This is a genomic window from uncultured Jatrophihabitans sp. (assembly GCF_964252635.1).
In the GTDB taxonomy this organism is placed as follows: domain Bacteria; phylum Actinomycetota; class Actinomycetes; order Mycobacteriales; family Jatrophihabitantaceae; genus Jatrophihabitans.
On record NZ_CAXUNP010000007.1, the window covers coordinates 1 to 19888 of the forward strand.

The window sequence follows — 19888 nt, forward strand, 5'->3', positions numbered from 1 at the left end:
CCCTCACCGCCGCCGCCCTGGTCGCCGGCACGCTCGGTGCGGCGACCCTCGCCGCTCCCGCTGCCGGCGCGGCCACCGTGACGCCGGCGGCCTCCGCGAAGTCGGTGACGATCACCTGGCGCGGCAACGGCCACGGCCACGGCATGAGCCAGTACGGCGCCCGTGGTGCCGCCGCGGCCGGCCTGTCGTTCCGGCGCATCATCGCCTTCTACTACCCGCACACGACCTTGGTGCGGCAGAGCTCGCGCACCATCCGGGTGCTGCTCGGCGGCTTCGGATCGGCCACCACCGCGGTCGCCTGGCCCGGCCTGACCGTCACCGGCGTGAGCGGCGCGCTGCCGTCGACCTCGAACGGCGTGTCCCGCTACCGCCTCGTTGCCGACGCGCACCGCGGCCTCACCCTGCAGCAACTGCGCGCAGCCAAGGGATCGCACTGGACGACCTACCGCGCGGGCTTGCCGAACCGGGCCGGGTTCACTCGCGGGAACGGCCACCGGGTGCGCATCATGGCTCCGGACGGCAGCAGCAACTACTACTGGGGCGTCGTGCGCGCCGTGCGCACGACCGCGTCCGGCACCGGCGCGGTGAACTCCGTCGAGACGGTCGACCTGGAGCGTTACGTCGCCGGTGTCGCCCCGCGCGAGATGCCGGCGTCGTGGGCCCGGGCCGCCGTGGACGCGCAGGCCATCGCGGCGCGCACCTACGCGCAGTACGAGACGGACCACCCCCGCAACCGCGACTGGGACATCTGCGACACCACGGCCTGCCAGTTCTACGGCGGCGCCGCCTATCTGGACGCCGCCGGCCACCGGGTCTGGAGCGAGGACATGCGCGGCGTCACCGACACCAGCAACCTGGTCGCGGAGTACCACGGCTCGGCGATCTTCGCCCAGTTCAGCGCCTCCAACGGCGGCTGGACGGTGGACGGCGGCCAGCCCTACCTGGTGGCCCGGGCCGACCCCTACGACAACGCGGCGTCCGGCGACCCGTACCTCGCGATGACCCACAAGACCTCGCTGTCGTCGCTGGCCCGCAGCTACGGTTTGTCGAAGGTCACCCGCATCGTCACGACCACCGACGGTCACGGCGCGTGGGGCGGCCGGACGAGCAAGGTCACGATCTACGGCACGCGCAGCGGTAAGGCCACGCACGTGACGACGACCGGTTTCGGGCTCGCGAACACCCTCGGGGCGTGGACCGACTGGTTCCGGCTCGTCACGAGCTGACCACCTCGCAGAAGCGATTGGGTGACGGGCGGCCACCGACCGTGTGAGAGGGTCGGAGGCCGGACGACGGGCGCGGGCGAGGGGAACAGATGGCCACCGATGCGGTGATCCTGGTCGGTGGCTTCGGCACCCGGCTGCGACCGCTGACGCTGTCGGCGCCCAAACCGATGCTGCCGACCGCGGGCGTGCCGTTCCTGACCCACCTCGTGCTGCGATTGCGCGAGGCCGGCATCACCCACGTCGTGCTGGGCACGTCCTACCGCGCCGAGGTGTTCGAGGACTACTTCGGTGACGGGTCGCGCTTCGGCGTCGATCTGCGGTGCGTGGTGGAGAAGGAGGCGTTGGGGACCGGTGGCGGCATCCGCAACGTCGCCTCCGCCCTGCGGGCCGACACGGTGCTCGTGTTCAACGGCGACAACATGATCGGCGTCGACCTCGTCGACTTCGTCGAGTCGCACCGCAAGACCGACGCTGACGTCACGTTGTGCCTGACCCGGGTCGAGGACGCCCGGGCCTACGGCTGCGTGCCCACCGACGCCGACGGGCGGGTCGAGGCGTTCCTCGAGAAGGACCCCAACCCCGTGACCGACCAGATCAACGCCGGGCTGTACGCGTTCAAGCGCCGCCTCATCGACACGATCCCGGCCGGCCGGCCCGTGTCGGTCGAGAAGGAGACCTTCCCGGGGCTGCTCCGGTCGGGGGCCGACGTGCGCGGCTACCTCACCACCGGGTACTGGCGCGACTTCGGGACGCCGGCCGACTTCGTCCAGGGTTCCGCCGACCTGGTGCGGGGCGTCGCGCCCTCGCCCGCGGTGCCCCGGCCCGGTGAGCGGCTGCTGATGCCCGGCGCGTCCGTGTCGCCCAAGGCCAAGATCTACGGCGGGTCGACGATCGGTGCCCGCACGGCGGTCGGGGCCGGTGCTGACATCGACGGGTCGGCCGTCTTCGAAGACGCCCGCATCGCGGCGGGCGCGGTGATCCGCCGCAGCATCGTCGGCAACCGCGTCACCGTCCACCCCGGGGCGCTGCTCGAGGACTGCGTCATCGGCGACGACGCGGTCATCGGCGCCGGCATCGAGCTGCGCTACGGCGCGCGGGTGTGGCCCGGGGTGCACCTGGCCGAGGGTTCGATCCGCTTCTCGTCCGACCTCTGACGCGTTCCGTCACACCCCTGGTCCACACTGTGCGGGTGCAGGTGCGCGAGTGGGAGGCCGGTCGCCCGATCGACCTGCGCTCCACCCTGGCCACGCTGCGCCGCGGCAGCGGCGACCCGGCACACCGCTTCGACACCGCCGGCCGGTTCTGGTGGGCCTGTACGACGCCCGACGGCCCGGGCACACTGTGCGTCGCGGCGGCGGGCTCGCGGGCCAGCGCCCAGGCGTGGGGCGACGGGGCCTCCTGGCTGCTCGAGCAGGTGCCCGCCCTGCTGGGCGCCCACGACGACTGGTCTGATCTCGACGTCACGGCGGTGCCGGTGCTGCACGAGCTGCGCCGCGCCCGTCCCGGGTTCCGGCTGACCCGTACGGGTCTGGTCATGGACGCGCTCGTGCCCGGCGTCCTGGAGCAGAAGGTCACCGGTCTCGAGGCGCGCCGGTCGTGGCGGCTGCTGCTGCACCGGTTCGGTACGCCCGCGCCCGGCCCGGCCGAGGGCATGCGTGTCCCGCCCTCGGCGCGCGACCTGCTCGAGCTGCCCACCTGGGAATGGCACCGGCTCGGCGTCGACGGCAAGCGGCAGCGGGCCATCCGCGCGGCGGCGTCGGTGGCGCGCCGCATGGAGCAGTGCGTCGAGCTCACCCACGCCGAGGCGACCGCTCGGCTGCGCCTGATCCCCGGCGTCGGCGCGTGGACCGCCGCGGAGACCACGCAACGCGCGCTGGGTGACCCCGATTCGGTGAGCGTCGGCGACTACCACCTGCCGAACATGGTGGGGTGGGTGCTGGCCGGGCGCCCCCGCAGTACCGACGAGCAGATGCTCGAGCTGCTTGCGCCCTGGCTCGGCCACCGGCAACGCGTCATGCGGTTGATTGAACTGACCGGCATGAGGGCGCCGCGGTACGGGCCGAAGTTCAACTACACCGACATCCGCGCGATCTGAGGAGTGGCATGCCCGAGGACGAGCGCTTCGAGGCGGCGCGCACGATCGCGGCGCCCCCGGCCGCGGTGTTCGCCGTGCTGACCGACCCGCAGGGCCACGTGCGCATCGACAGCTCGGGGATGCTGCAGTCGGCCGAGGGGGCGCGGGTCACTGCCACCGGTGACACCTTCGTCGTGCACATGGACCGCGAGGCCCTCGGCGACATCGCCGACATGGGCCGGTACGACGTGCAGGTGATCATCACCGCATTCGAGCCGGACGCGCTGGTCGAGTGGACGATCTCCGGCACCGTGCAACCGCCGATCGAGCACCGTTACGGCTACCGGCTGGCTTCGGCCGACAGCGGCACGCTGGTCACGTCGTACTACGACTGGAGCCGGATCGACGAGCGCTTCCGCGGCAAGGGCGTCTTCCCGGTCATCCCCGAAGCCGCGCTCAAGGCGACGCTGGGGATCCTGGCCCGCACCGTCGAGACGCACTGATCCGTGCGCGTCGGTCAGAGAGCGCGCAGTACGGCGTCGGACAGCTGCGGCCAGGCCGTCCGTGCCCAGTCGCCGAAGTTCTCGTCGGCGAGGGCGACGAGCCCCACCCCGGCCTCGGAGTCGATCCAGAACATCGTGCCGCTCTGCCCGAAGTGCCCGTAGGTCGCCGCGGAGTTCGCGGCCCCCGTCCAGTGCGGTGACTTGGTACCGCGGATCTCGAACCCCAGGCCCCAGTCGTTGGGAGTCTGGCCGCCGTAGCCGGGCAGCACCCCGCGCAGGCCGGGGTACTGCACCGTGCGCAGGTCCTTGAGGGTGGCGGGCGCGAGGAGCCCGGTCGGGGCCTGCAGCTCCTGCAGCACGAGGGCGAGGTCGGCGACGGTCGAGACGCCGTCGCGGGCGGGTGAACCGGGCAGCGACGTACCGGTCATCCGCAGCGGCCGCAGCACGGCCTCGTCCAGGTAGCGCGTAAACGGCATGCCCGCGGCCGTCGCCACGAGCTCGGCCGCGCGCTCGATGCCCACGTTGGAGTAGACGCGGCGCGTCGCCGGCGGGAACGAGCGCAACGCCCGCTGCGGTGCCAGCCCCGACGCGTGGGTGAGCAGATGGCGCAGCGTCGCGCCCGGCAGCAGCTGCTCGTCGGCGGGGTCGTCGAGGGCCACCGCCTCCTCCTCGACGGCGACGAGCACGGCGAGGGCGGCCAGCGGTTTGGTCACCGACGCGAGGGGGAAGGCGTGCTCCTGCGGCCCGCGCGACGCGAGGACCCCGGACGGCCCCACGACCGCAGCGGCGGCGTGCGGCACCGGCCAGTCGTCCACCGCCCGCAGCGCGTCGTCGAGGCCGCTCATGAGATCGCCGTCATCGGGCCGTCACGGCAGGCGGCGGCGGGCGAGCTCGACGAGGCGCGGCAGATCGGGGGAGACCCCGCTGGGCAGGTCGTCCCAGCCGAACCAGCGCAGGTCGAGCGACTCCTCGCTGCGGGTCGGCTCGGCGCCCGGGCTGGCCACCGCGAGGTACTGGACGTCGAAGTGCCGGGTGGGCACGCCGAGCGAGCACGTGACGGGATGGATGTCGAGGGCCAGGGGGCCGGGGTCGAAGGACAGCGAGCCGATGCCGCTCTCTTCGCGGGCCTCGCGGGCGGCGGCGTCGAGCATGGTGCCGTCCCCGGGCTCGCAGTGGCCGCCCAGCTGCAGCCAGTGGCCGACGCGCGGGTGCAGGGTGAGCAGCACGGCCTGCCGGTGGGGGTCGACGACCAGGGCGCTGGCGGTCAGGTGCCCGGCAACGCACGAGCGCCACGTGGCGTCCGGCCGCGCGGCGAGGAAGCCGAGGAACGCCTCCCGTACGGCGGGCGGGGCGCCGTCGTCCGGCGCCATGCCGGTGACGGTGGCGACGGCGTCGGCGTGCAGCAACGGGGCGGAACCGCCGGCCCAGCCGACGTCCTCCCGGCCGACGGCCATGGCCTCGGCGGTGCCCATGCGGAACAGGTCGTCGGCCGCGCCACGGACGAGGTCCCGCGTGCCGTGCCCGTCGTCGGAGAGCGTGCCCTCGGCGGAGGCGAGACCGCGCACCACCGCGACGGGGATGCCGGACAGCTTGCCCTTCACCAGGTCGGCGGCGGCCGCGATCTCGTCGGCAACGGCGACCTGGGTGACGTCGAGGGTGTTGCCGTAGCTGTCGACGCTCCCGCGCGGGTCGGTGACCGCGGTCAGCCCGGCGACGCCGATGGCGACGTCGACGAGCCCGTGCCGCCAGGGCCGGCCCATCGTGTCGGTGACGATCACGCCGACGTCGACGCCCAGACGGTCGTGCAGGCCGTCGCGGAGCACCCGCGCCGAGGCGTCGGGGTCGACGGGCAGCAGGGCCAGCTCGTCGCGGGCGACGTTGGAGGCGTCGACCCCGGCCGCGGCCATGACCAACCCGTGCCGGGTCTGCACGATGCGCAGGTCGCCGCGCCGCGCGACCACGCGCACGGTCTCGGCGTCGATCGCGGCCTGCCGCGCGTTCTCCCGCTCCTCGGGGTCGTCGGAGTCGAGGACGACGAGGCGTCCCTCGATCTTCGAGACGATCTTCGACGTGACGACCACGACGTCGCCGTCCTGCAGGTCGGCGTGGTCCGCGACGACGCCGGCGAGGTCGTCGCCGGGCCGCAGCTCGCCGATGCCGTGCACCGGGCGTACCTCGAGGTACGCCACGGCGTGGTCGCCCGCGATCACCGCGCGAGCTCCAGGGCGGCGCGCACCATGTCCGCCGTCGCGTCGTCGTCGGTCATCAGCAGCGGGACGGCGCGGACCTCGACTCCGGGGACGTCGGCGCGGTCGTCCTCGGCGATCAACCAGCCGTCGAGCAGGCCACCGTCGCGCCGGGCGCCGTAGTGCCGGGCCACGCCCTCGGCGCTGACCTCGACGCCGATCGCGGGCAGGCACGAGTCGGCCATGCCGCGCACCGGGGCGTCGCCGATGATCGGCGAGACGCCGACCACCGGTGCGGGGCCGGTGACCAGCGCGTCCCGGATGTCGTCGAGGCCGAGGATGGTGCCGATCGACACGACCGGGTTCGACGGCGCGACGAGCACGACGTCGGCGGTGGTGACGGCGTCGAGGACCGCGGTCGTCGCGGTGGCGTCGTCGAGCCCGACCTGCACGAACGCCTGGGCGGGCAGCGCGGCGCGGTAGCGCACCCACCATTCCTGGAAGTGGATCGCGCGACGGGCGCCGTCGAGCTCGACGACGACGTGCGTCTCGCACCGGTCGTCGGTCATCGGCAGCAGCGTGACGCCCGGTTGCCACCGCTCGCACAGTGCGGCCGTCACGTCGGTGAGCGAGTAACCGGCATCGAGCATGCGGGTGCGCACCAGGTGGGTGGCGATGTCGAGGTCCCCGAGCCCGAACCAGGACGGCTCGGCGCCGTAGGCCGCCAGCTCGTCCTTGATGCGCCACGTCTCATCGGTGCGGCCCCAGCCGCGCTCGGCGTCGTGGGCCTCGCCGAGGGTGTACATGACGCTGTCCAGGTCGGGGCAGATGCGCAGCCCGTGCAGGGTGACGTCGTCGCCGGTGTTGACGATCGCGGTGACGGTGTCGTCGGGGCGGGCGGCCCGGACACCGCGCAGGAAGCGGGCGCCGCCGATGCCGCCGGCGAGGACTGCGATGCGCACGCAGACGAACCTACGCGATGCGCACTGCGTGGGATTTCACGCCGTTGGCATGGCGGCCTTCCGGCGGCGCAGCAGCGCCCCGACGTCGTGGAGCAGCACGGCCCGGGCGCCGCGTTCGATGGCCGCCGGACGGAGGTGCGCCGGGAGGTCGTAATGCCAGCGCCACGGATGGTCCTGGAACGTCCACCGGGGCATGCCCACCGCGTCGGCCATGGCGTGCAGCTCCTCGCGCGTGTCGGCGAGCAGGTGGCAGTAGTCGGTGAAGCGCAGCCCGGCGTCCGGGTAGGAGCGCACCGTGTCGACGTAGCAGGTCATGACCCGTCCGACGCTAGTCGTCATTGCCTGACCGCCGCCGCCCGCACTGCCGTCCCACCTGTCCGCCCCGCCTCACCTCTTCCCGACCTTCAGGTGATCAACTCGCGTTCTGCAGGGACCCAGGCCTGCTGAATGCGTGTTGATCACGGGTGAGGGGTTCCGGTTGGGTTCGTCCACAGGCGTGACCGGCCGTCCACAGTCGGGGTGACATGTGGCCGATTCGCGGTCGGGCGGCGGCACGATGCACCGGTGGATGACGACTGGTGGGTCGACCCGGACAGGTTGCCCCGGGTGCTCGATCGAGCCGAAGCCCTGCGGCGGGGGCTCTCGCGGCATGCCGTCGACCACCGTCTGGCCAGTGGGGCGTGGCGTCGCGTGTTGCCGCGTACCTATCTCACGGGCGAGACGCTCACCGAGCCCGACCGTTGGACCGCCGCCCTCGTCTACGCCGGTCGGGGCGCAGCGCTCTCCGGCGCAGCAGCCCTCCGCGCGTCGGAGGTACGGGGTGTCGCTGCGACGCGGACGGTGCTCGTTCTCGTGCCAACGGAGAACCGTCGACGCGCGACCGGTTTCGCCCAGGTGCGCAGCACGTCCCGGCCGTTCACGGCCATGCGGTGGTCGGGCCCCTGCCGTGTCGAACCGGCTCGTGCAGCGGCCGATCTGGCGTGCGCGATGACCCGGCTGGACGATGTACGGACCCTGGTTGCCCGGGTCGTTCAAGATCAACACTGCACGGTCGCCGAACTGGGGGTGGAACTCGAGGCCGGACCGCGGCAGGGGAGCGCGTACCTCCGTGTTGCGCTCGAGGAGGTGGGTTGGGGTAGCGCCTCCGCACCGGAGGCGCGTGCGGCGCGCATCCTGCGTACCGCCGGACTGACGGGCTTCGAGCAGAACGTCCGCATCGACCTGCCCGACGGGCGGTGGCGGGTCGTCGATTTCTACTGGGCGCGACTGCGCGCGTGCCTGGAGATCGACAGCGTCGAGTTCCACGCGACGCGCGACGGGTGGAACTCCACGTGGGACCGCCATCTCGAGCTGACCGTCGCGGGCCACTCCGTCATCCACCGCCCGCCGTCGGCGCTGCGCGACCCAGCCTCGTTCGTGGCTGACGTCCGGGCCTGGCTCGCCGGCCGTGAGACGGAACTGCGGCGTGGCCTGTCCGCCTGATCAACTCGCGTTGTGCAGGTCTGCAGCCCGTGTTCGGACCGGGGAGATGTCGGACGGTTCGTTCCGGGGACATCCCGGACACGGTTAGTTGTTGGGTCGGCGTCCGCGGGGTGTTGGTTCGGGCAGGGTGCCCACGATGATGGTGTCGATGAGGGCGGCTCCGTAGTAGACCTCGAGTCGTCCGCGGTCTCGGAGCAGGCCGACGGTGATGCCGACCCACCGCTGGTCCAGGGTCCATGTGTGGTGGGAGTAGACGATTCTGCCGCTGTGGTCGACGCGGCGTTTCAGGCAGCCGGCGGGGTAGGGGTCGGCCGGTGCCAGCTCGAATGGCGGGTAGGTCGACGCCGGGTTCTGGGCGATAGACGTCGGCGGGGAATCGCTGCTCGATCGCCTCGTGCGGGCGGGCGGTGTTGTAGTCGTGGCGGTAGGCCGTGAGCACGGCCTGGGCGGCGGTCAGGCTACGAGGCGCGCCGTGATCGGCCAGCCAGGCGTTCTGGGTGGCGTGTTGGCGTTCGAGTTTGCCGACGGTCTCGGGGTGCCGCACCCGGGAGTGGATCAGCTCGATCCCAGCGGCGCGGGCTTGTCGCTCGAAGGCCACGGTGACGCCGTGCAGTCGTCCGGTGAACAGCAGCCCGTTGTCGGACAACAGCTGCCGAGGCAGCCCGTGGGCGCGGACCGCGTCCCGCAACGCCGTCCACGCTGCGTCGCCGGTCGGGGCCGGGCAGACGTGCGTGCCGAGCAGGAACCTCGAGTGGTCATCGACGAGGTCAACGACCCAGAACGCCCGTCCGTTGGCCAGCCGATGCTGGGTCGCGTCGATCTGCCACAGATCGTTGGGATAGTCGCGGGTGAACCGCTGCCAACCCGCAGCCGGTTGCCGTGAACGCCGCGTCCGATCGATCAATCCCCGACGCACCAGCACCTGGTGCACAGTCGAGACCGCAGGCGTCGGCACCCACCCCTCAGCGGCCAGCATCGCCTGGATCTTCTTCGCGCCCCACCGCGGTCGGGCCTTACGCCACCGCACGATCTCGTCCTCGACAACCGCATCCAGCTGGGCAGGGCTGCGCAGCGGACGCCGCGATCGAGGGACCAGACCCTGCGCACCCTCGAGGCGATAACGCTGCCACCATTCACACACCTGCGACTTACCGATCCGATGCCGACGCGCGACCTCACGGGCCGACAAGCCCGCCTGCAGATCAGCGATCACCCGAAGCCTGAGCTCCACTACATCCATCACCTTCAGCGGCATGACCCATCAGGCCACACCAGCGATCAGGTGTCCGGCATGTCTCCAGAACGATCTGTCCGGCATCTCTCCGGTCCGCACAAGGTCTGCAGCCCGGCACAGCGCGAGTTGATCACGAGAAGAAGGTGTGGACGCTCGGTGCCGAGGTCGGCGAGGTCCGAGGTCAGCGGCGGACGCCGACGAGCAGGCCGTCGCTGACCGGCAGCAGGGTCGAGAGCAGCCGGGTGTCGTCGCGCACCAGCCGCGCCAGCTCACGCAGCACCGACGTCTCCGGGTCGCGCTGCCCGGGGTCGGCCACCCGGTCGTGCCACAGCGCGTTGTCGAACGCGACGATCCCGCCCGGCCGCAGCAGGCGCATCGCCTGCTCGTAGTAGAACTCGTAGGCCGACTTGTCGGCGTCGACGAAGACGAGGTCGTACGCGGCGTCGCGCAGCCGGGGCAGCACCTCGGTGGCCGAGCCGTTGATCAGCCGGAAACGCGTCGGGGCGATCTTCGCCTCGGTGAACGCCTCGCGAGCCGCGCGCTGGTGTTCGCCCTCGACGTCTATGGTGGTGAGCACGCCGTCGGTGGCCATGCCGTCGAGCAGCGCCAGGCCGGAGACGCCGGCGCCGGTGCCGACCTCGACGACGGCCCGCGCACCGGCCGCCGCGGCCAGTACCCGCAGCGTGGCCGCGCCGGCCGGCCCGATGGGCGTGCAGCCGAACTCCTTGGCGCGGGCGCGCGCGCCGCGGACGATGTCGTCCTCGTCCGCGTAGGACTCCGCGTAGGACAGGCTGGCTTCGGAGAGCATCGCGTCGGCCATGGCCGAGAGCCTAGCGCCGGGTCAGCCGGTTTCGGCCGCGCCGGCGTCGACGTCGTGCATGGAGTCGATCAACTGGGCCAGGTCGTCGGCCGTCGTCGTCGGGTTGACGACGGCGAAACGGGTGCACACCCGTCCGTCGTGCCGGGTCGGGGTCACGAAGCCGAGCTGCTCGTCGAGGATGCGGCTGCTCCAGCGGGCGTACTGGTCGGCGTCCCAGCCGACCCGTTCGAAGACCAGCACGGACAGGTCCGGCTCGACGAGTAGCCGGGTGTGGGCGCGGTCGTCGATGATCGCGCGGCCCGCCCGGGCCACGGCGAGGGTCTGCTCGACGGCGTCGCGGTAGGCGTCCGTGCCGTGGACGGCGAGGGAGAACCAGAACGGCAGGCCGCGGGCGCGCCGGGTGAGCTGGATGGCGAAGTCGGACGGGTTCCACTCGCCCTCGACGGTGACCGGGTCGAGGTAGCCGGCGGTCTGGGTGTGCGCGGCGCGGGCCTGGACGGGGTCGCGGTAGAGCAGGGCACACGAGTCGAACGGGGCGAACAGCCACTTGTGCGGGTCCACCAGGAACGAGTCGGCGTGCTCGACGCCGGCGAACAGGTGCCGGACGCTCGGGGCGGCCAGGCCGGCCCCGCCGTAGGCGCCGTCGACGTGCAGCCACCACTGCTGCGCCCGGGCGACCTCGGCCACGCCGGCGATGTCGTCGACCACGCCGAGGTTGGTGGTGCCCGCGGTGGCGACCACCGCGAACACACCCGACCGAACGGCGTCGGGCAGGTCGTCGACGACCGCGCGCAGCGCCGGCCCGGTCATCCGGCCACGGTCGTCGCCGGGGACCTCGATCACGTCGACGTCCATCACGACCTGCAGCGCGTGCTTGACCGACGAGTGCGTCTCGGCCGTCACGCACGCTGCCCAGCGGTGCGGTGCGGGTCGGCCGCGCTGCGCGCGCCGGTGCCGCGCCGACTCGCGGGCCGCGACCAGCGCCGACAGGTTGCCGATCGTGCCGCCCTGCACGAAGACGCCGCCGGACTCCGGCGGCAGGCCGGCCAGCTCGGCGATCCACCGCAGCGCCTGGTTCTCGGCGTAGACGGCACCCGAGCCCTCGAGCCAGGACCCGCCGTAGACCGAGGTCGCGCCGACGACCATGTCGAAGCCGGCCGCGGCCTTCGTGGGCGCGCTGGGGATGAAAGACAGGTACCGCGGGTGGTCGACGGACAGGCAGGCCAGGCTCAGCACCTCCTGCCAGAGCCGCATCGCCTCGTCGGGCCCCAGGCCTTCCGGGACGACGGTGCGTCCGGCTTGCTGCTCGAGCTCCTCGGGGGTGAGCGGACGGTCGAGCGGGGTGCGGGTGGCGAGTCGTTCGATGCACAGCCGGGCCAGTTCCCGGGTGGTGCGGTCGTCGGCGGGGGTGTACGCGTGCATGGCCACCGAGCGTAGAGGCACGCGTCGCGGTAGCGGACGGGGTCCCGAGCCGCCTGTGGGAACGCTGGCACGGCCGTCGGCGTTTAGGTCCTGTACAGGTTGGTCTGGTTCTCTCGGACGGGATCGGCAGTGGCGTTCAGGCGTCCGCCGTACCGACGAGGCGCGAGGTGAGGCAATGACGGTCGAGTCCGCCGAGACTCCGGTGTGGGTTCCGCCCACCTGGGACGAGGTGGTCCGTACGCACGCGGATCGGGTCTACCGGCTCGCGTACCGGCTGTCCGGCAACCGCGCCGACGCCGAGGACCTGACGCAGGAGACCTTCGTCCGGGTGTTCCGCTCGCTGGCCGAGTACCAGCCCGGCACCTTCGAGGGCTGGCTGCACCGCATCACCACCAACCTGTTCCTCGACATGGTGCGACGGCGTCAGCGCATCCGCTTCGACGCGCTGCCCGAGGACGCCGGTGACCGGTTGGCCGGTAGCGACCCCGGGCCCGAGCAGGCCTACGACGAGACCCACCTCGACCCCGAGATCCAGGCCGCCCTCGACGCGCTCCCGCCCGATTTCCGCGTGGCCGTCGTGCTGTGCGACCTCGAACAGCTGTCGTATGAGGAGATCGCGGCCACTCTCGGCATCAAGGTCGGCACCGTGCGTTCCCGCATCCACCGCGGTCGCGTCCTGCTGCGCCAGGCCCTGGCCCATCGCGCGCCCGGGCGTCGTCCGCTCGAGCCGGACGTGGGCCCCGCGGACGGCGCGGAGCTCACGGGGGCGCCGGCTCGATGAGTTCACAGCACCTGTCCGACGAGGCGGTGGCCGCGTTCGCCGATGGCGTCCTGCGAGGTCACGTCCGGGAGCGGGCCGCGCGTCACACCAAGTCGTGCGCCGAGTGCGCGCACGCGGTGCGGGTCCAGCGCGAAGCGGTCTGGGCGCTGCGCGGGGCACCTGCGCCGGCCCTGCCGACCAGCCTTGCCGACCGGCTGCGCTCGCTGCCCCTGACCACGCCCATCGCCCCGTCACCGACGGTCGTCGACGACGACGGCACCACCATGCTGTCCACGGTCGGCCCGCTGGGCGGGCCGGTGCTCGGTGCCCCGATGGCCGCCCTGGTCCCGCCGTCGCGTCCCAAGCGCCCCCACCGCGGCCGCTGACACGCCGCGTCCCCGGCGCTGTAGCGATCCGCGGCCGGTGCGTCGTGCCCGCGCCGATTGGGGCAGACTCGATGACGGACGCCCTCGGCGATGAAGGAGCTGGACGTGGATGAGGAGCAGGGCCGGCATGCGGCCAGCGAGGCTGCTCCCGCGAGCGACGGCAACGGCCCCGCCGAGCCGGCCGACCAGGTCGGCGACCGGCCTGTCGACTCCGCCCGCACGGGCGGGCCGTCGCCGCTAGCAGCAGCGGCGGACGACGTGTTCGCCCGCCCGCCCGGTGAGCAGGGCGGATTCGCCGCCCGCGACGAGCCCGGTTCGTACACGCCGCCACCGATGACCGTGTCGCCGGAGGAACGCGCCACCTACGGCCGGCCGGCCGGTGCGACGGCCTTCGCGCCGCAACCCGGCGAGCGGTTGATGCCGCGCCCGAATCCACGCCCCGCGGTGCCCAATGTCATGGCCGACTCGTTCTCGGCCACCCCGGACGCGCAGGACGGCTTCGCGCCCGTTCCGGGGTCGCGTCTGGAGGCGTCCGGCCCGCGCCGCGAGTCCCCGTGGTGGAAGCCCGACGCCGCGCGTGATCCGTGGCGCGACCCGTCGTCACCGTTCTGGCTGGGCCGTGGCGCCGTGTTCAGCGACGGACGCCCGGCCCAGATCGACCCGGCCGACGACAGCGAGGCCGAGGACGTCGACGACGAGGAGCTCGACGACGACGAGGCGCCCGACAACGTGCGCCGTGGCCGGTTCGGCCTGCCGTCGCTCGTCGTGCTGCTCGTCGTGACGCTGCTCGCCGGTCTGATCGGCGGCGGCGTCGGATGGTTCGCCACGCACGAGACGAACGCCGCCCTGCACCGGCCGGACCTGCACATCGCGCAGGTCGAGACGCCGACGAAGCGGCCGGCCGGCTCGGTCGCCGGCGTCGCAAAGCGGGTCGGGCCCGCGGTCGTGTCCATCCTCGTCACCACCGGCGACGAGGCGGCCATCGGCAGCGGCGTGGTGATCCAGAGCGACGGCTACGTGCTGACCAACAACCACGTCATCGCCGCGGCCAAGGGCGACAAAACCGCGACGATCCGGGTCACGTTCAGCAACGAGGCCACGTCCTCGGCGCAGATCGTCGGGGCCGACCCCACCAGCGACCTGGCCGTGATCAAGGTGTCGAACAGCGACCTGACCGTCGCCAGCCTGGGCGACTCGAGCAAGGTCGCGGTCGGCGACCAGGCGATCGCCATCGGCTCCCCGCTGGGGCTGCAGGGCACCGTCACCGCCGGCATCGTCTCGGCGCTGAACCGGCCGGTGCACGTCTACGCCGACGACGGCACGTCCGACGCCTATCTCGACGCGATCCAGACCGACGCCCCGATCAACCCCGGCAACTCCGGCGGCGCGCTCGTGAACTCCTCCGGCGCGGTCATCGGCATCAACTCCGCCGCGTCCGTCGGCAGCTCCGACTCCGGCCCGGCGGCGTCCGGCATCGGCTACGCGATCCCGATCAACTACGCACGGCAGATCGCGCTCGACCTCATCCACACCGGGAAGACCTCGCACGCCACTCTCGGCGCGCAGGCCAAGACCTACCTGACCAGCGCCAAGTCCGGGGCGTACCTCGTGCAGGTCTCCCCGGGCAAGGCCGCCGCCAAGGCCGGGCTCAAGACCGGCGACGTCGTCGTCGTCGTGGACAAGACGGTGATCCAGTCCGCCGACCAGCTCGTCGTCGTGGTGCAGCAGCGCAAGCCCGGTGATCGGGTCCCGGTGACGTACTACCCTAAGAACTCGTCGACGAAGAAGACCGTCACCGTCACCCTCAGCTGAACCGACGGCCCTCAGCCCTTTCGACGGGCGGACGCGGGAAGGTGGACAGGTGTTCAACATCGGGCCGTTCGAGTTCGTGGTTCTCGCGATCGTGGCGATCGTCGTCGTCGGCCCGGACCGTCTGCCCAAGCTGGCCCGCGACGCGGCCGAGATGCTGCGGACGCTGCGCGATCTCGCCACCGGCGCCCGTGAGCAGCTGCGCGAGGAGCTGGGGCCGGAGTTCGCCGACATCGACCTGCGCAACCTGAACCCGCGTACCGCCGTGCAGCGTGCGGTGTTCGGCGACGACGTCGACCTCGGCCGGCTCAACCCGCGCAACGCGCTGCGGGACGCGATCTTCGGCGACGACGACCCGCGTCAGAGCTGGCGCGACGAGCTGCGTGACGTCGACCCGCGGGCGGCCGTGCGCGGTCTCGAGGACGACGAGGCCACGGTGCGCATGACCAAGTCCGCCGCGGCAGACCCGCCGGTCAAGCCGGTGACCCAGCCGCCCGCGACGCGACCGCGTCCGAGGCCGCGGCCGGGCCCCGAGGCCGGCTTCGACGACGTCACCTGAGGTCGACGGACCCGGACGACGTCACCGGGTCGGCACCGACCTCGCGTCAGTTGACGGGCGTGAGCCCCAGCGAGCGGCCGACGATGCTGCGGCTGCGTGCAGCCAGCGCGTCCGCGATCCCGCGCAGCGCCGTGGCCGCCGCGGAATCGGGGTCGGACAGCACGACCGGCGCGCCGCCGTCGCCACCCTCGCGCACGGCCTGGTCCAGCGGGATCTGGCCCAGCAGCGGGACGCGGGTGCCGGTGGTGGCGGCCAGCGAGTCGGCGACGGCCTGGCCGCCGCCGCTGCCGAACAGCTCCATCCGCGAGCCGTCGGGCATGTCCAGCCAGCTCATGTTCTCTACCACACCGACGATCTGCTGGTGGGTCTGCAGCGCGATGGACCCGGCGCGCTCGGCGACCTCGCGGGCGGCGAGCTGCGGCGTCGTGACCACGAGCAGTTCGGCGGAGGGGACGAGCTGGGCGACGGAGATCGCGATGTCGCCGGTGCCGGGCGGGAGGTCCATGAGCAGGACGTCGAGGTCACCCCAGAAGACGTCGGCCAGGAACTGGTTCAGCGCCCGGTGCAGCATGGGGCCGCGCCAGACGACCGCGGTGTTGCCCGGGGTGAACATGCCGATGGAGATGACCTTCACGTCGTGCGCGATCGGCGGCATGATCATGTTCTCGACCTGGGTGGGCTTGCCCTCCACGCCCAGCATGCGCGGTACGGAGAAGCCGTAGATGTCGGCGTCGACGACGCCGACCGACAGCCCCTTCTGGGCGAGGGCCACGGCCAGGTTCACGGTGACGGAGGACTTGCCGACGCCGCCCTTGCCGGAGGCGACCGCGTAGACGCGGGTGCGCGAGCCGGGCTGGGCGAACGGGATCTCGTTCTGGGGGGCGTCGCCGCGCAGCTGCTGACGCAGTTCGGTGCGCTGGGCGTCGTTCATCACACCCAGCTCGACGGCGACCGAGGTGACACCCTCGACCCGCGACACCGCCTCGGTGACGCCTCGGGTGAGCTCGGCCTTCATGGGGCAGCCGGCGACGGTCAGCAGGACGGTGACGCCCACCCGGCCGTCGTCGCCCACCTCCACGCGCTCGACCATCCCGAGTTCGGTGATCGGCTTGCCGATCTCGGGGTCGTTGACGGTGGACAGGGCGGCACGCACGGAACTCTCTTGGGGCACGCTTCGATGGTACGTAGAGTGCTCACGTGCCGGCGCCGAACCCCCGTCCTCCGGGCCCGCTGCGGCCCTCGGACTGGCGCATCGGCATCTGGCGTCAGTTCCTGCTGGCCCACGCGTCGCTGATGCGCACCCTCGAGGAGGAACTGCAGGAGACCTGCTCGATGCCCCTCGCCTGGTACGACGTGCTGCTGCAGCTCGTCGAGGCACCGGAGTACCGGTTGCGGATGGCCGAGCTTGCCGACCGGCTGCTCATGTCGCGGTCGGGCCTCACCCGCATGGTCGACCGGCTGCAGGCCGAGGGCTGGGTGCGCCGTGAGCCGTCGGCGGACGACGCGCGCGGGATGTACGCCGTGCTCACCCGTCCCGGCTTCGAGGCGCTGCGTAGAGCCGCGCCCGTCCACCTGGCCGGCATCCGCGACCACTTCCTGATCCACTTCAGCGACGACGAATTGCGCCAACTCGGGACGCTGATGGACCGCGCCGTCGACGACGCCCAGGGTGGCTGACGCCGATCCGGCCCGCACCGCCGCCGTGCGCGACTCCCTCGGTGTCGGCGTGGCGGTCGGCGCGTACGGCTTCGCGTTCGGTGCGGCGTCGGTCGCGGCCGGGCTGTCGGTGGTGCAGTCCTGCCTGCTGTCGTTGCTGGCCTTCACCGGGGGCACCCAGTTCGCGGTCGTCGGCGTGGTAGCCGCCGGCGGCTCGATCGGGGCCGCGCTCGGCGGCGGCCTGCTGCTGGGTTCGCGCAACACCCTGTACGCGATGCGGCTCGCCCCGTTGCTGCGCGTCCGGGGTCTGCGCCGGCTGCTCGCCGCGCTCGGCACGATCGACGAGTCCACCGCCATGGCCGTGGCGCAGCGGACGCCCGCGCTGTCGCGCGTCGCGTTCTGGTGGACCTTCGCCGGCGTCTTCACGTTCTGGAACCTGACGACGGCGGTGGGCGCGCTCGTCGGCTCGGTCGTGGACCCGGCGTCGTTCGGCCTGGACGCGGTGGTGCCGGCCGCGTTCCTGGCCCTGCTGGCGCCCCGGTTGCGCACCGGGCAGCTGGAGCGGTGGATCGCGCTGGTGGGCGCGGCCATCGCGTTCCTGCTCATCCCGGTGACCCCGCCCGGCGTGCCCGTCCTCGCCGCCTCCGCCGCGTTGCTGCTGGCGGTGCGTCTCCGGTGACCCCTCTCCTGGTGATCGACTGCGGTACGTGGCTGTCTGGTGACCGCGTGGCGCAGTTGACCACGTGTGCGGTGGCTCCATGAGTCTCTGGGTGCTCGTCCTCGCCACCGCGGCAGGCTGTTACCTGCTCAAGCTCGCGGGCTACCTGGTGCCCGCCCGCGTGCTCGAGCACCCGCAGGTCCGCCGGGTCGTCGAGCTGCTGCCCGTCGCCCTGCTCGCGGCGCTGGTGGTCGTCGAGGCGGTGGCCGACGGCTCGCACTGGTCCTTCGATGCGCCGCGGCTGCTGGGGTTCGGGGCCGGCGCGGTCGCGGTGTGGCGGCGGATGCCCTTCCTGGTCGTGGTGGTGGCTGCTGCTGCGGTCGCGGCGGTGCTGCGGCTGGCGTTCTGAGCAGCGTCAGTCGCCGTCCTTGTCGTCCTCGCGCTCGCGACGGGCCAGCTCCGAGCGCAGGAAGTCGCGCGTGGCCACCTCGCCGAGCGCCATCCGGATGGCGGCGATCTCGCGCGCCAGGTAGTCGAGGTCGGCCTTGGACTGCCGGGCCTCGTCGCGGTCGGCCTCGAGGTTGACCCGGTCACGGTCGTCCTGCCGGTTCTGTGCGAGCAGGATCAGCGGGGCCGCGTACGCCGCCTGCAGCGACAGGATCAGGGTCAGGAACGTGAACGTGTACGGGTCGAAGTGCCCGATGCCCGGCAGCGTGTTGACCAGGATCCACACCAGGATCAGGACGGACTGGTAGACGAGGTAGCGGCCCGTGCCCAGGAACCGCGCGATCCGCTCGGTCGAGCGGCCGAACGCCTCGGCGTCGTAGTGGAATCGCGGCGTACGACGCTCGACCCGCGGCTGGTCCAGGCGGATCCGCGACTCAGCCACGCGCGGGCTCCTCGTCGTCGTCGCGCTCGCGCCAGCCCTCAGGGAGCAGGTGGTCGAGGACGTCGTCGACCGAGACGGCGCCCAGCAGCCGGTCGTGGTCGTCGGTGATGGGCACCGCGACCAGGTTGTAGGCAGCCAGGTGCCGTGTCACCTCGTCGATCGGTGCGCTGGGACGCAAGGACGCGGTCGAGTTGTCCGACAGCCCGCTGACCAGCGCCGACGGCGGCTCACGCAGCAGCCGCTGGATGTGCACCGTGCCCAGGAAGCGGCCGGTGGGCGTGCCGGCCGGCGGTCGCACGACGTAGATCTGCGCCGCGACGGCGGGCGACAGCTCGGGGTGCCGCACCCGGGCCAGGGCCTCGGCCACCGTCGCGTCGGGCAGGCAGATCACCGGCTCGGACGTCATCAGGCCGCCGGCGGTGTAGTCCTCGTAGGTCAGCAGGCGACGGACGGGCGCGGCGTCCTCGGGTTCCATCAGCTGGAGCAGCCGCTCCTGGTCGTCCTGCGCCATCTCGCCCAGCAGGTCGGCCGCGTCGTCGTCGTCCATCGCCTCCAGGACGTCGGCGGTGCGCTCGTCGGTGAACTGGGCGAGCAGCGACACCTGCTCGTCCTCGGGCAGTTCCTGCAGGACGTCGGCCAGCCGGTCGTCGTCGAGTGCGGCCGCGACCTCGAGGCGGCGCTTCTCGGGCATCTCCAGCAGGGCGGTGGCGACGTCGGCGGCACGCAGGTCGGACAGCATGGACACCACGGTGTCGGTGCCCTGCCGGGTCTCCTGCAGGGCGAGGCCGTCGACCTCGTTCCAGTCGACCTGCGACAGCTGGCCGCGCCGCCGGCTCAACCGGGGTGTCTGGGTGCGGACGGCGAGGCGCGAGATGACCCAGTCGCGGGTGCGGTTCTGCTCCATGCCGGCGTCGACGACCGTGGCCGCGGCCGACGTCTCCCGGACGGTGACCGTGCGGTCGAGCAGCTCGGTGAGCACGAGGGTCTCGTTGGCGCGCCGCTCGAAACGCCGCATGTTGACGGTGCCGGAGGACAGCACGACCTGGTCGGGCTCGATGCGGGTGACCCGGCCCATGGGCACGAAGATGCGGTGCCGCTGGGTGAGCTCGACGACCAGCCCGAGCACCCGTGGGGGCTGCCGATCGACCCGCAGCATCGTGACGGCGTCCCGGACCCGGCCGAGTTGCTCGCCACCGGGGTCGAACACGTCGATGCCCGCGAGGCGGGCCACGAATACCCGCGTGCTCATCTGTCGGCCCCGA

22 protein-coding genes are annotated in these 19888 nt (G+C 72.6%); 12 read left to right on the plus strand and 10 right to left on the minus strand.

Features of this window, described 5'->3' with window-relative positions; translation table 11 throughout:
- The 4 genes from ACFFCA_RS04665 to ACFFCA_RS04680 form a co-directional block, all read left to right on the plus strand.
- A partial coding sequence (locus ACFFCA_RS04665; RefSeq protein WP_375482291.1) for a SpoIID/LytB domain-containing protein occupies positions 1 to 1226 on the plus strand: 1226 nt, incomplete at its 5' end.
- A gap of 89 nt (positions 1227 to 1315) precedes the next feature.
- A complete protein-coding gene (locus ACFFCA_RS04670) occupies positions 1316 to 2380 on the plus strand; it encodes a sugar phosphate nucleotidyltransferase (RefSeq protein WP_375482293.1) in 1065 nt (354 codons plus the stop codon).
- Positions 2381 to 2415: 35 nt separating this feature from the next.
- The gene (locus ACFFCA_RS04675; protein WP_375482295.1) at positions 2416 to 3321 is read left to right on the plus strand and encodes a DNA-3-methyladenine glycosylase family protein; all 906 of its coding nucleotides are present in this window, start codon (positions 2416 to 2418) and stop codon (positions 3319 to 3321) included.
- A gap of 8 nt (positions 3322 to 3329) precedes the next feature.
- On the plus strand, positions 3330 to 3803 hold the full coding sequence (locus ACFFCA_RS04680; protein WP_375482297.1) for an SRPBCC family protein: 474 nt from the start codon (positions 3330 to 3332) through the stop codon (positions 3801 to 3803).
- Positions 3804 to 3817: 14 nt separating this feature from the next.
- On the opposite strand, the gene ACFFCA_RS04685 is transcribed toward ACFFCA_RS04680, so the two are convergent.
- Genes ACFFCA_RS04685 through ACFFCA_RS04700 form a run of 4 tightly spaced genes read right to left on the minus strand, consistent with a single transcriptional unit; the run spans position 3818 to position 7290 of the window.
- Positions 3818 to 4648, minus strand: coding sequence for a serine hydrolase domain-containing protein (locus tag ACFFCA_RS04685; protein ID WP_375482299.1), 831 nt, complete (start codon positions 4646 to 4648; stop codon positions 3818 to 3820).
- A 21-nt stretch (positions 4649 to 4669) separates the two neighbouring features.
- A complete protein-coding gene (locus tag ACFFCA_RS04690; protein ID WP_375482301.1) occupies positions 4670 to 6013 on the minus strand; it encodes a coenzyme F420-0:L-glutamate ligase in 1344 nt (447 codons plus the stop codon).
- Positions 6010 to 6951 (minus strand): 2-phospho-L-lactate transferase, encoded by a 942-nt coding sequence (gene cofD, locus ACFFCA_RS04695; RefSeq protein WP_375482303.1) that lies wholly within the window; start codon positions 6949 to 6951, stop codon positions 6010 to 6012. The genes ACFFCA_RS04690 and cofD overlap by 4 nt, the downstream gene beginning before the upstream one ends.
- Positions 6952 to 6987: 36 nt before the next feature.
- The gene (locus tag ACFFCA_RS04700) at positions 6988 to 7290 is read right to left on the minus strand and encodes a DUF4031 domain-containing protein (protein WP_375482305.1); all 303 of its coding nucleotides are present in this window, start codon (positions 7288 to 7290) and stop codon (positions 6988 to 6990) included.
- A 225-nt stretch (positions 7291 to 7515) separates the two neighbouring features.
- Between ACFFCA_RS04700 and ACFFCA_RS04705 the strand changes: the two genes are divergently transcribed.
- Positions 7516 to 8433: a hypothetical protein gene (locus ACFFCA_RS04705; RefSeq protein WP_375482307.1), complete on the plus strand. Its 918-nt coding sequence runs from the start codon at positions 7516 to 7518 to the stop codon at positions 8431 to 8433.
- On the opposite strand, the gene ACFFCA_RS04710 is transcribed toward ACFFCA_RS04705, so the two are convergent.
- From ACFFCA_RS04710 to ACFFCA_RS04720, 3 genes are all read right to left on the minus strand, one after another.
- Positions 8324 to 9688, minus strand: a complete 1365-nt coding sequence (locus tag ACFFCA_RS04710; RefSeq protein WP_375482308.1) for an IS481 family transposase — start codon at positions 9686 to 9688, stop codon at positions 8324 to 8326. The two genes, ACFFCA_RS04705 and ACFFCA_RS04710, sit on opposite strands and share 110 nt — an antisense overlap.
- A 160-nt stretch (positions 9689 to 9848) precedes the next feature.
- Complete coding sequence (locus ACFFCA_RS04715; RefSeq protein ID WP_375482310.1) at positions 9849 to 10487, minus strand: O-methyltransferase; 639 nt, start codon at positions 10485 to 10487, stop codon at positions 9849 to 9851.
- Positions 10488 to 10508: 21 nt separating this feature from the next.
- Positions 10509 to 11909, minus strand: a complete 1401-nt coding sequence (locus ACFFCA_RS04720) for a pyridoxal phosphate-dependent decarboxylase family protein (RefSeq protein ID WP_375482312.1) — start codon at positions 11907 to 11909, stop codon at positions 10509 to 10511.
- Positions 11910 to 12084: 175 nt separating this feature from the next.
- Here ACFFCA_RS04720 and sigE point away from each other — a divergent pair, with 175 nt between their 5' ends.
- From sigE to ACFFCA_RS04740, 4 genes are all read left to right on the plus strand, one after another.
- Positions 12085 to 12690 (plus strand): RNA polymerase sigma factor SigE, encoded by a 606-nt coding sequence (gene sigE, locus ACFFCA_RS04725; protein ID WP_375482314.1) that lies wholly within the window; start codon positions 12085 to 12087, stop codon positions 12688 to 12690.
- On the plus strand, positions 12687 to 13055 hold the full coding sequence (locus ACFFCA_RS04730; RefSeq protein WP_375482316.1) for a hypothetical protein: 369 nt from the start codon (positions 12687 to 12689) through the stop codon (positions 13053 to 13055). The genes sigE and ACFFCA_RS04730 overlap by 4 nt, the downstream gene beginning before the upstream one ends.
- 105 nt (positions 13056 to 13160) lie before the next feature.
- Positions 13161 to 14867 (plus strand): trypsin-like peptidase domain-containing protein, encoded by a 1707-nt coding sequence (locus ACFFCA_RS04735; protein ID WP_375482318.1) that lies wholly within the window; start codon positions 13161 to 13163, stop codon positions 14865 to 14867.
- Positions 14868 to 14916: 49 nt separating this feature from the next.
- A complete protein-coding gene (locus ACFFCA_RS04740; RefSeq protein ID WP_375482320.1) occupies positions 14917 to 15423 on the plus strand; it encodes a sec-independent translocase in 507 nt (168 codons plus the stop codon).
- Between the two features lie 46 nt (positions 15424 to 15469).
- On the opposite strand, the gene ACFFCA_RS04745 is transcribed toward ACFFCA_RS04740, so the two are convergent.
- The gene (locus ACFFCA_RS04745) at positions 15470 to 16594 is read right to left on the minus strand and encodes an Mrp/NBP35 family ATP-binding protein (RefSeq protein ID WP_375482322.1); all 1125 of its coding nucleotides are present in this window, start codon (positions 16592 to 16594) and stop codon (positions 15470 to 15472) included.
- A gap of 26 nt (positions 16595 to 16620) precedes the next feature.
- Here ACFFCA_RS04745 and ACFFCA_RS04750 point away from each other — a divergent pair, with 26 nt between their 5' ends.
- The 3 genes from ACFFCA_RS04750 to ACFFCA_RS04760 all read left to right on the plus strand — a co-directional run bounded on the left by ACFFCA_RS04750 (position 16621) and on the right by ACFFCA_RS04760 (position 18146).
- A complete protein-coding gene (locus ACFFCA_RS04750; protein WP_375482324.1) occupies positions 16621 to 17100 on the plus strand; it encodes a MarR family winged helix-turn-helix transcriptional regulator in 480 nt (159 codons plus the stop codon).
- Entirely contained in the window at positions 17093 to 17758 is a 666-nt protein-coding gene (locus tag ACFFCA_RS04755; protein WP_375482326.1) for an AzlC family ABC transporter permease, read from the plus strand. The genes ACFFCA_RS04750 and ACFFCA_RS04755 overlap by 8 nt, the downstream gene beginning before the upstream one ends.
- Positions 17759 to 17837: 79 nt before the next feature.
- On the plus strand, positions 17838 to 18146 hold the full coding sequence (locus ACFFCA_RS04760; RefSeq protein WP_375482328.1) for an AzlD domain-containing protein: 309 nt from the start codon (positions 17838 to 17840) through the stop codon (positions 18144 to 18146).
- 6 nt (positions 18147 to 18152) lie between these two features.
- Here ACFFCA_RS04760 and ACFFCA_RS04765 read toward each other — a convergent pair whose 3' ends face one another.
- Both ACFFCA_RS04765 and ACFFCA_RS04770 read right to left on the minus strand, forming a co-directional pair.
- Positions 18153 to 18626 (minus strand): DUF1003 domain-containing protein, encoded by a 474-nt coding sequence (locus ACFFCA_RS04765; protein ID WP_375482330.1) that lies wholly within the window; start codon positions 18624 to 18626, stop codon positions 18153 to 18155.
- Positions 18619 to 19875 (minus strand): magnesium transporter MgtE N-terminal domain-containing protein, encoded by a 1257-nt coding sequence (locus ACFFCA_RS04770; RefSeq protein WP_375482332.1) that lies wholly within the window; start codon positions 19873 to 19875, stop codon positions 18619 to 18621. The genes ACFFCA_RS04765 and ACFFCA_RS04770 overlap by 8 nt, the downstream gene beginning before the upstream one ends.
- Positions 19876 to 19888: the final 13 nt, after the last annotated feature.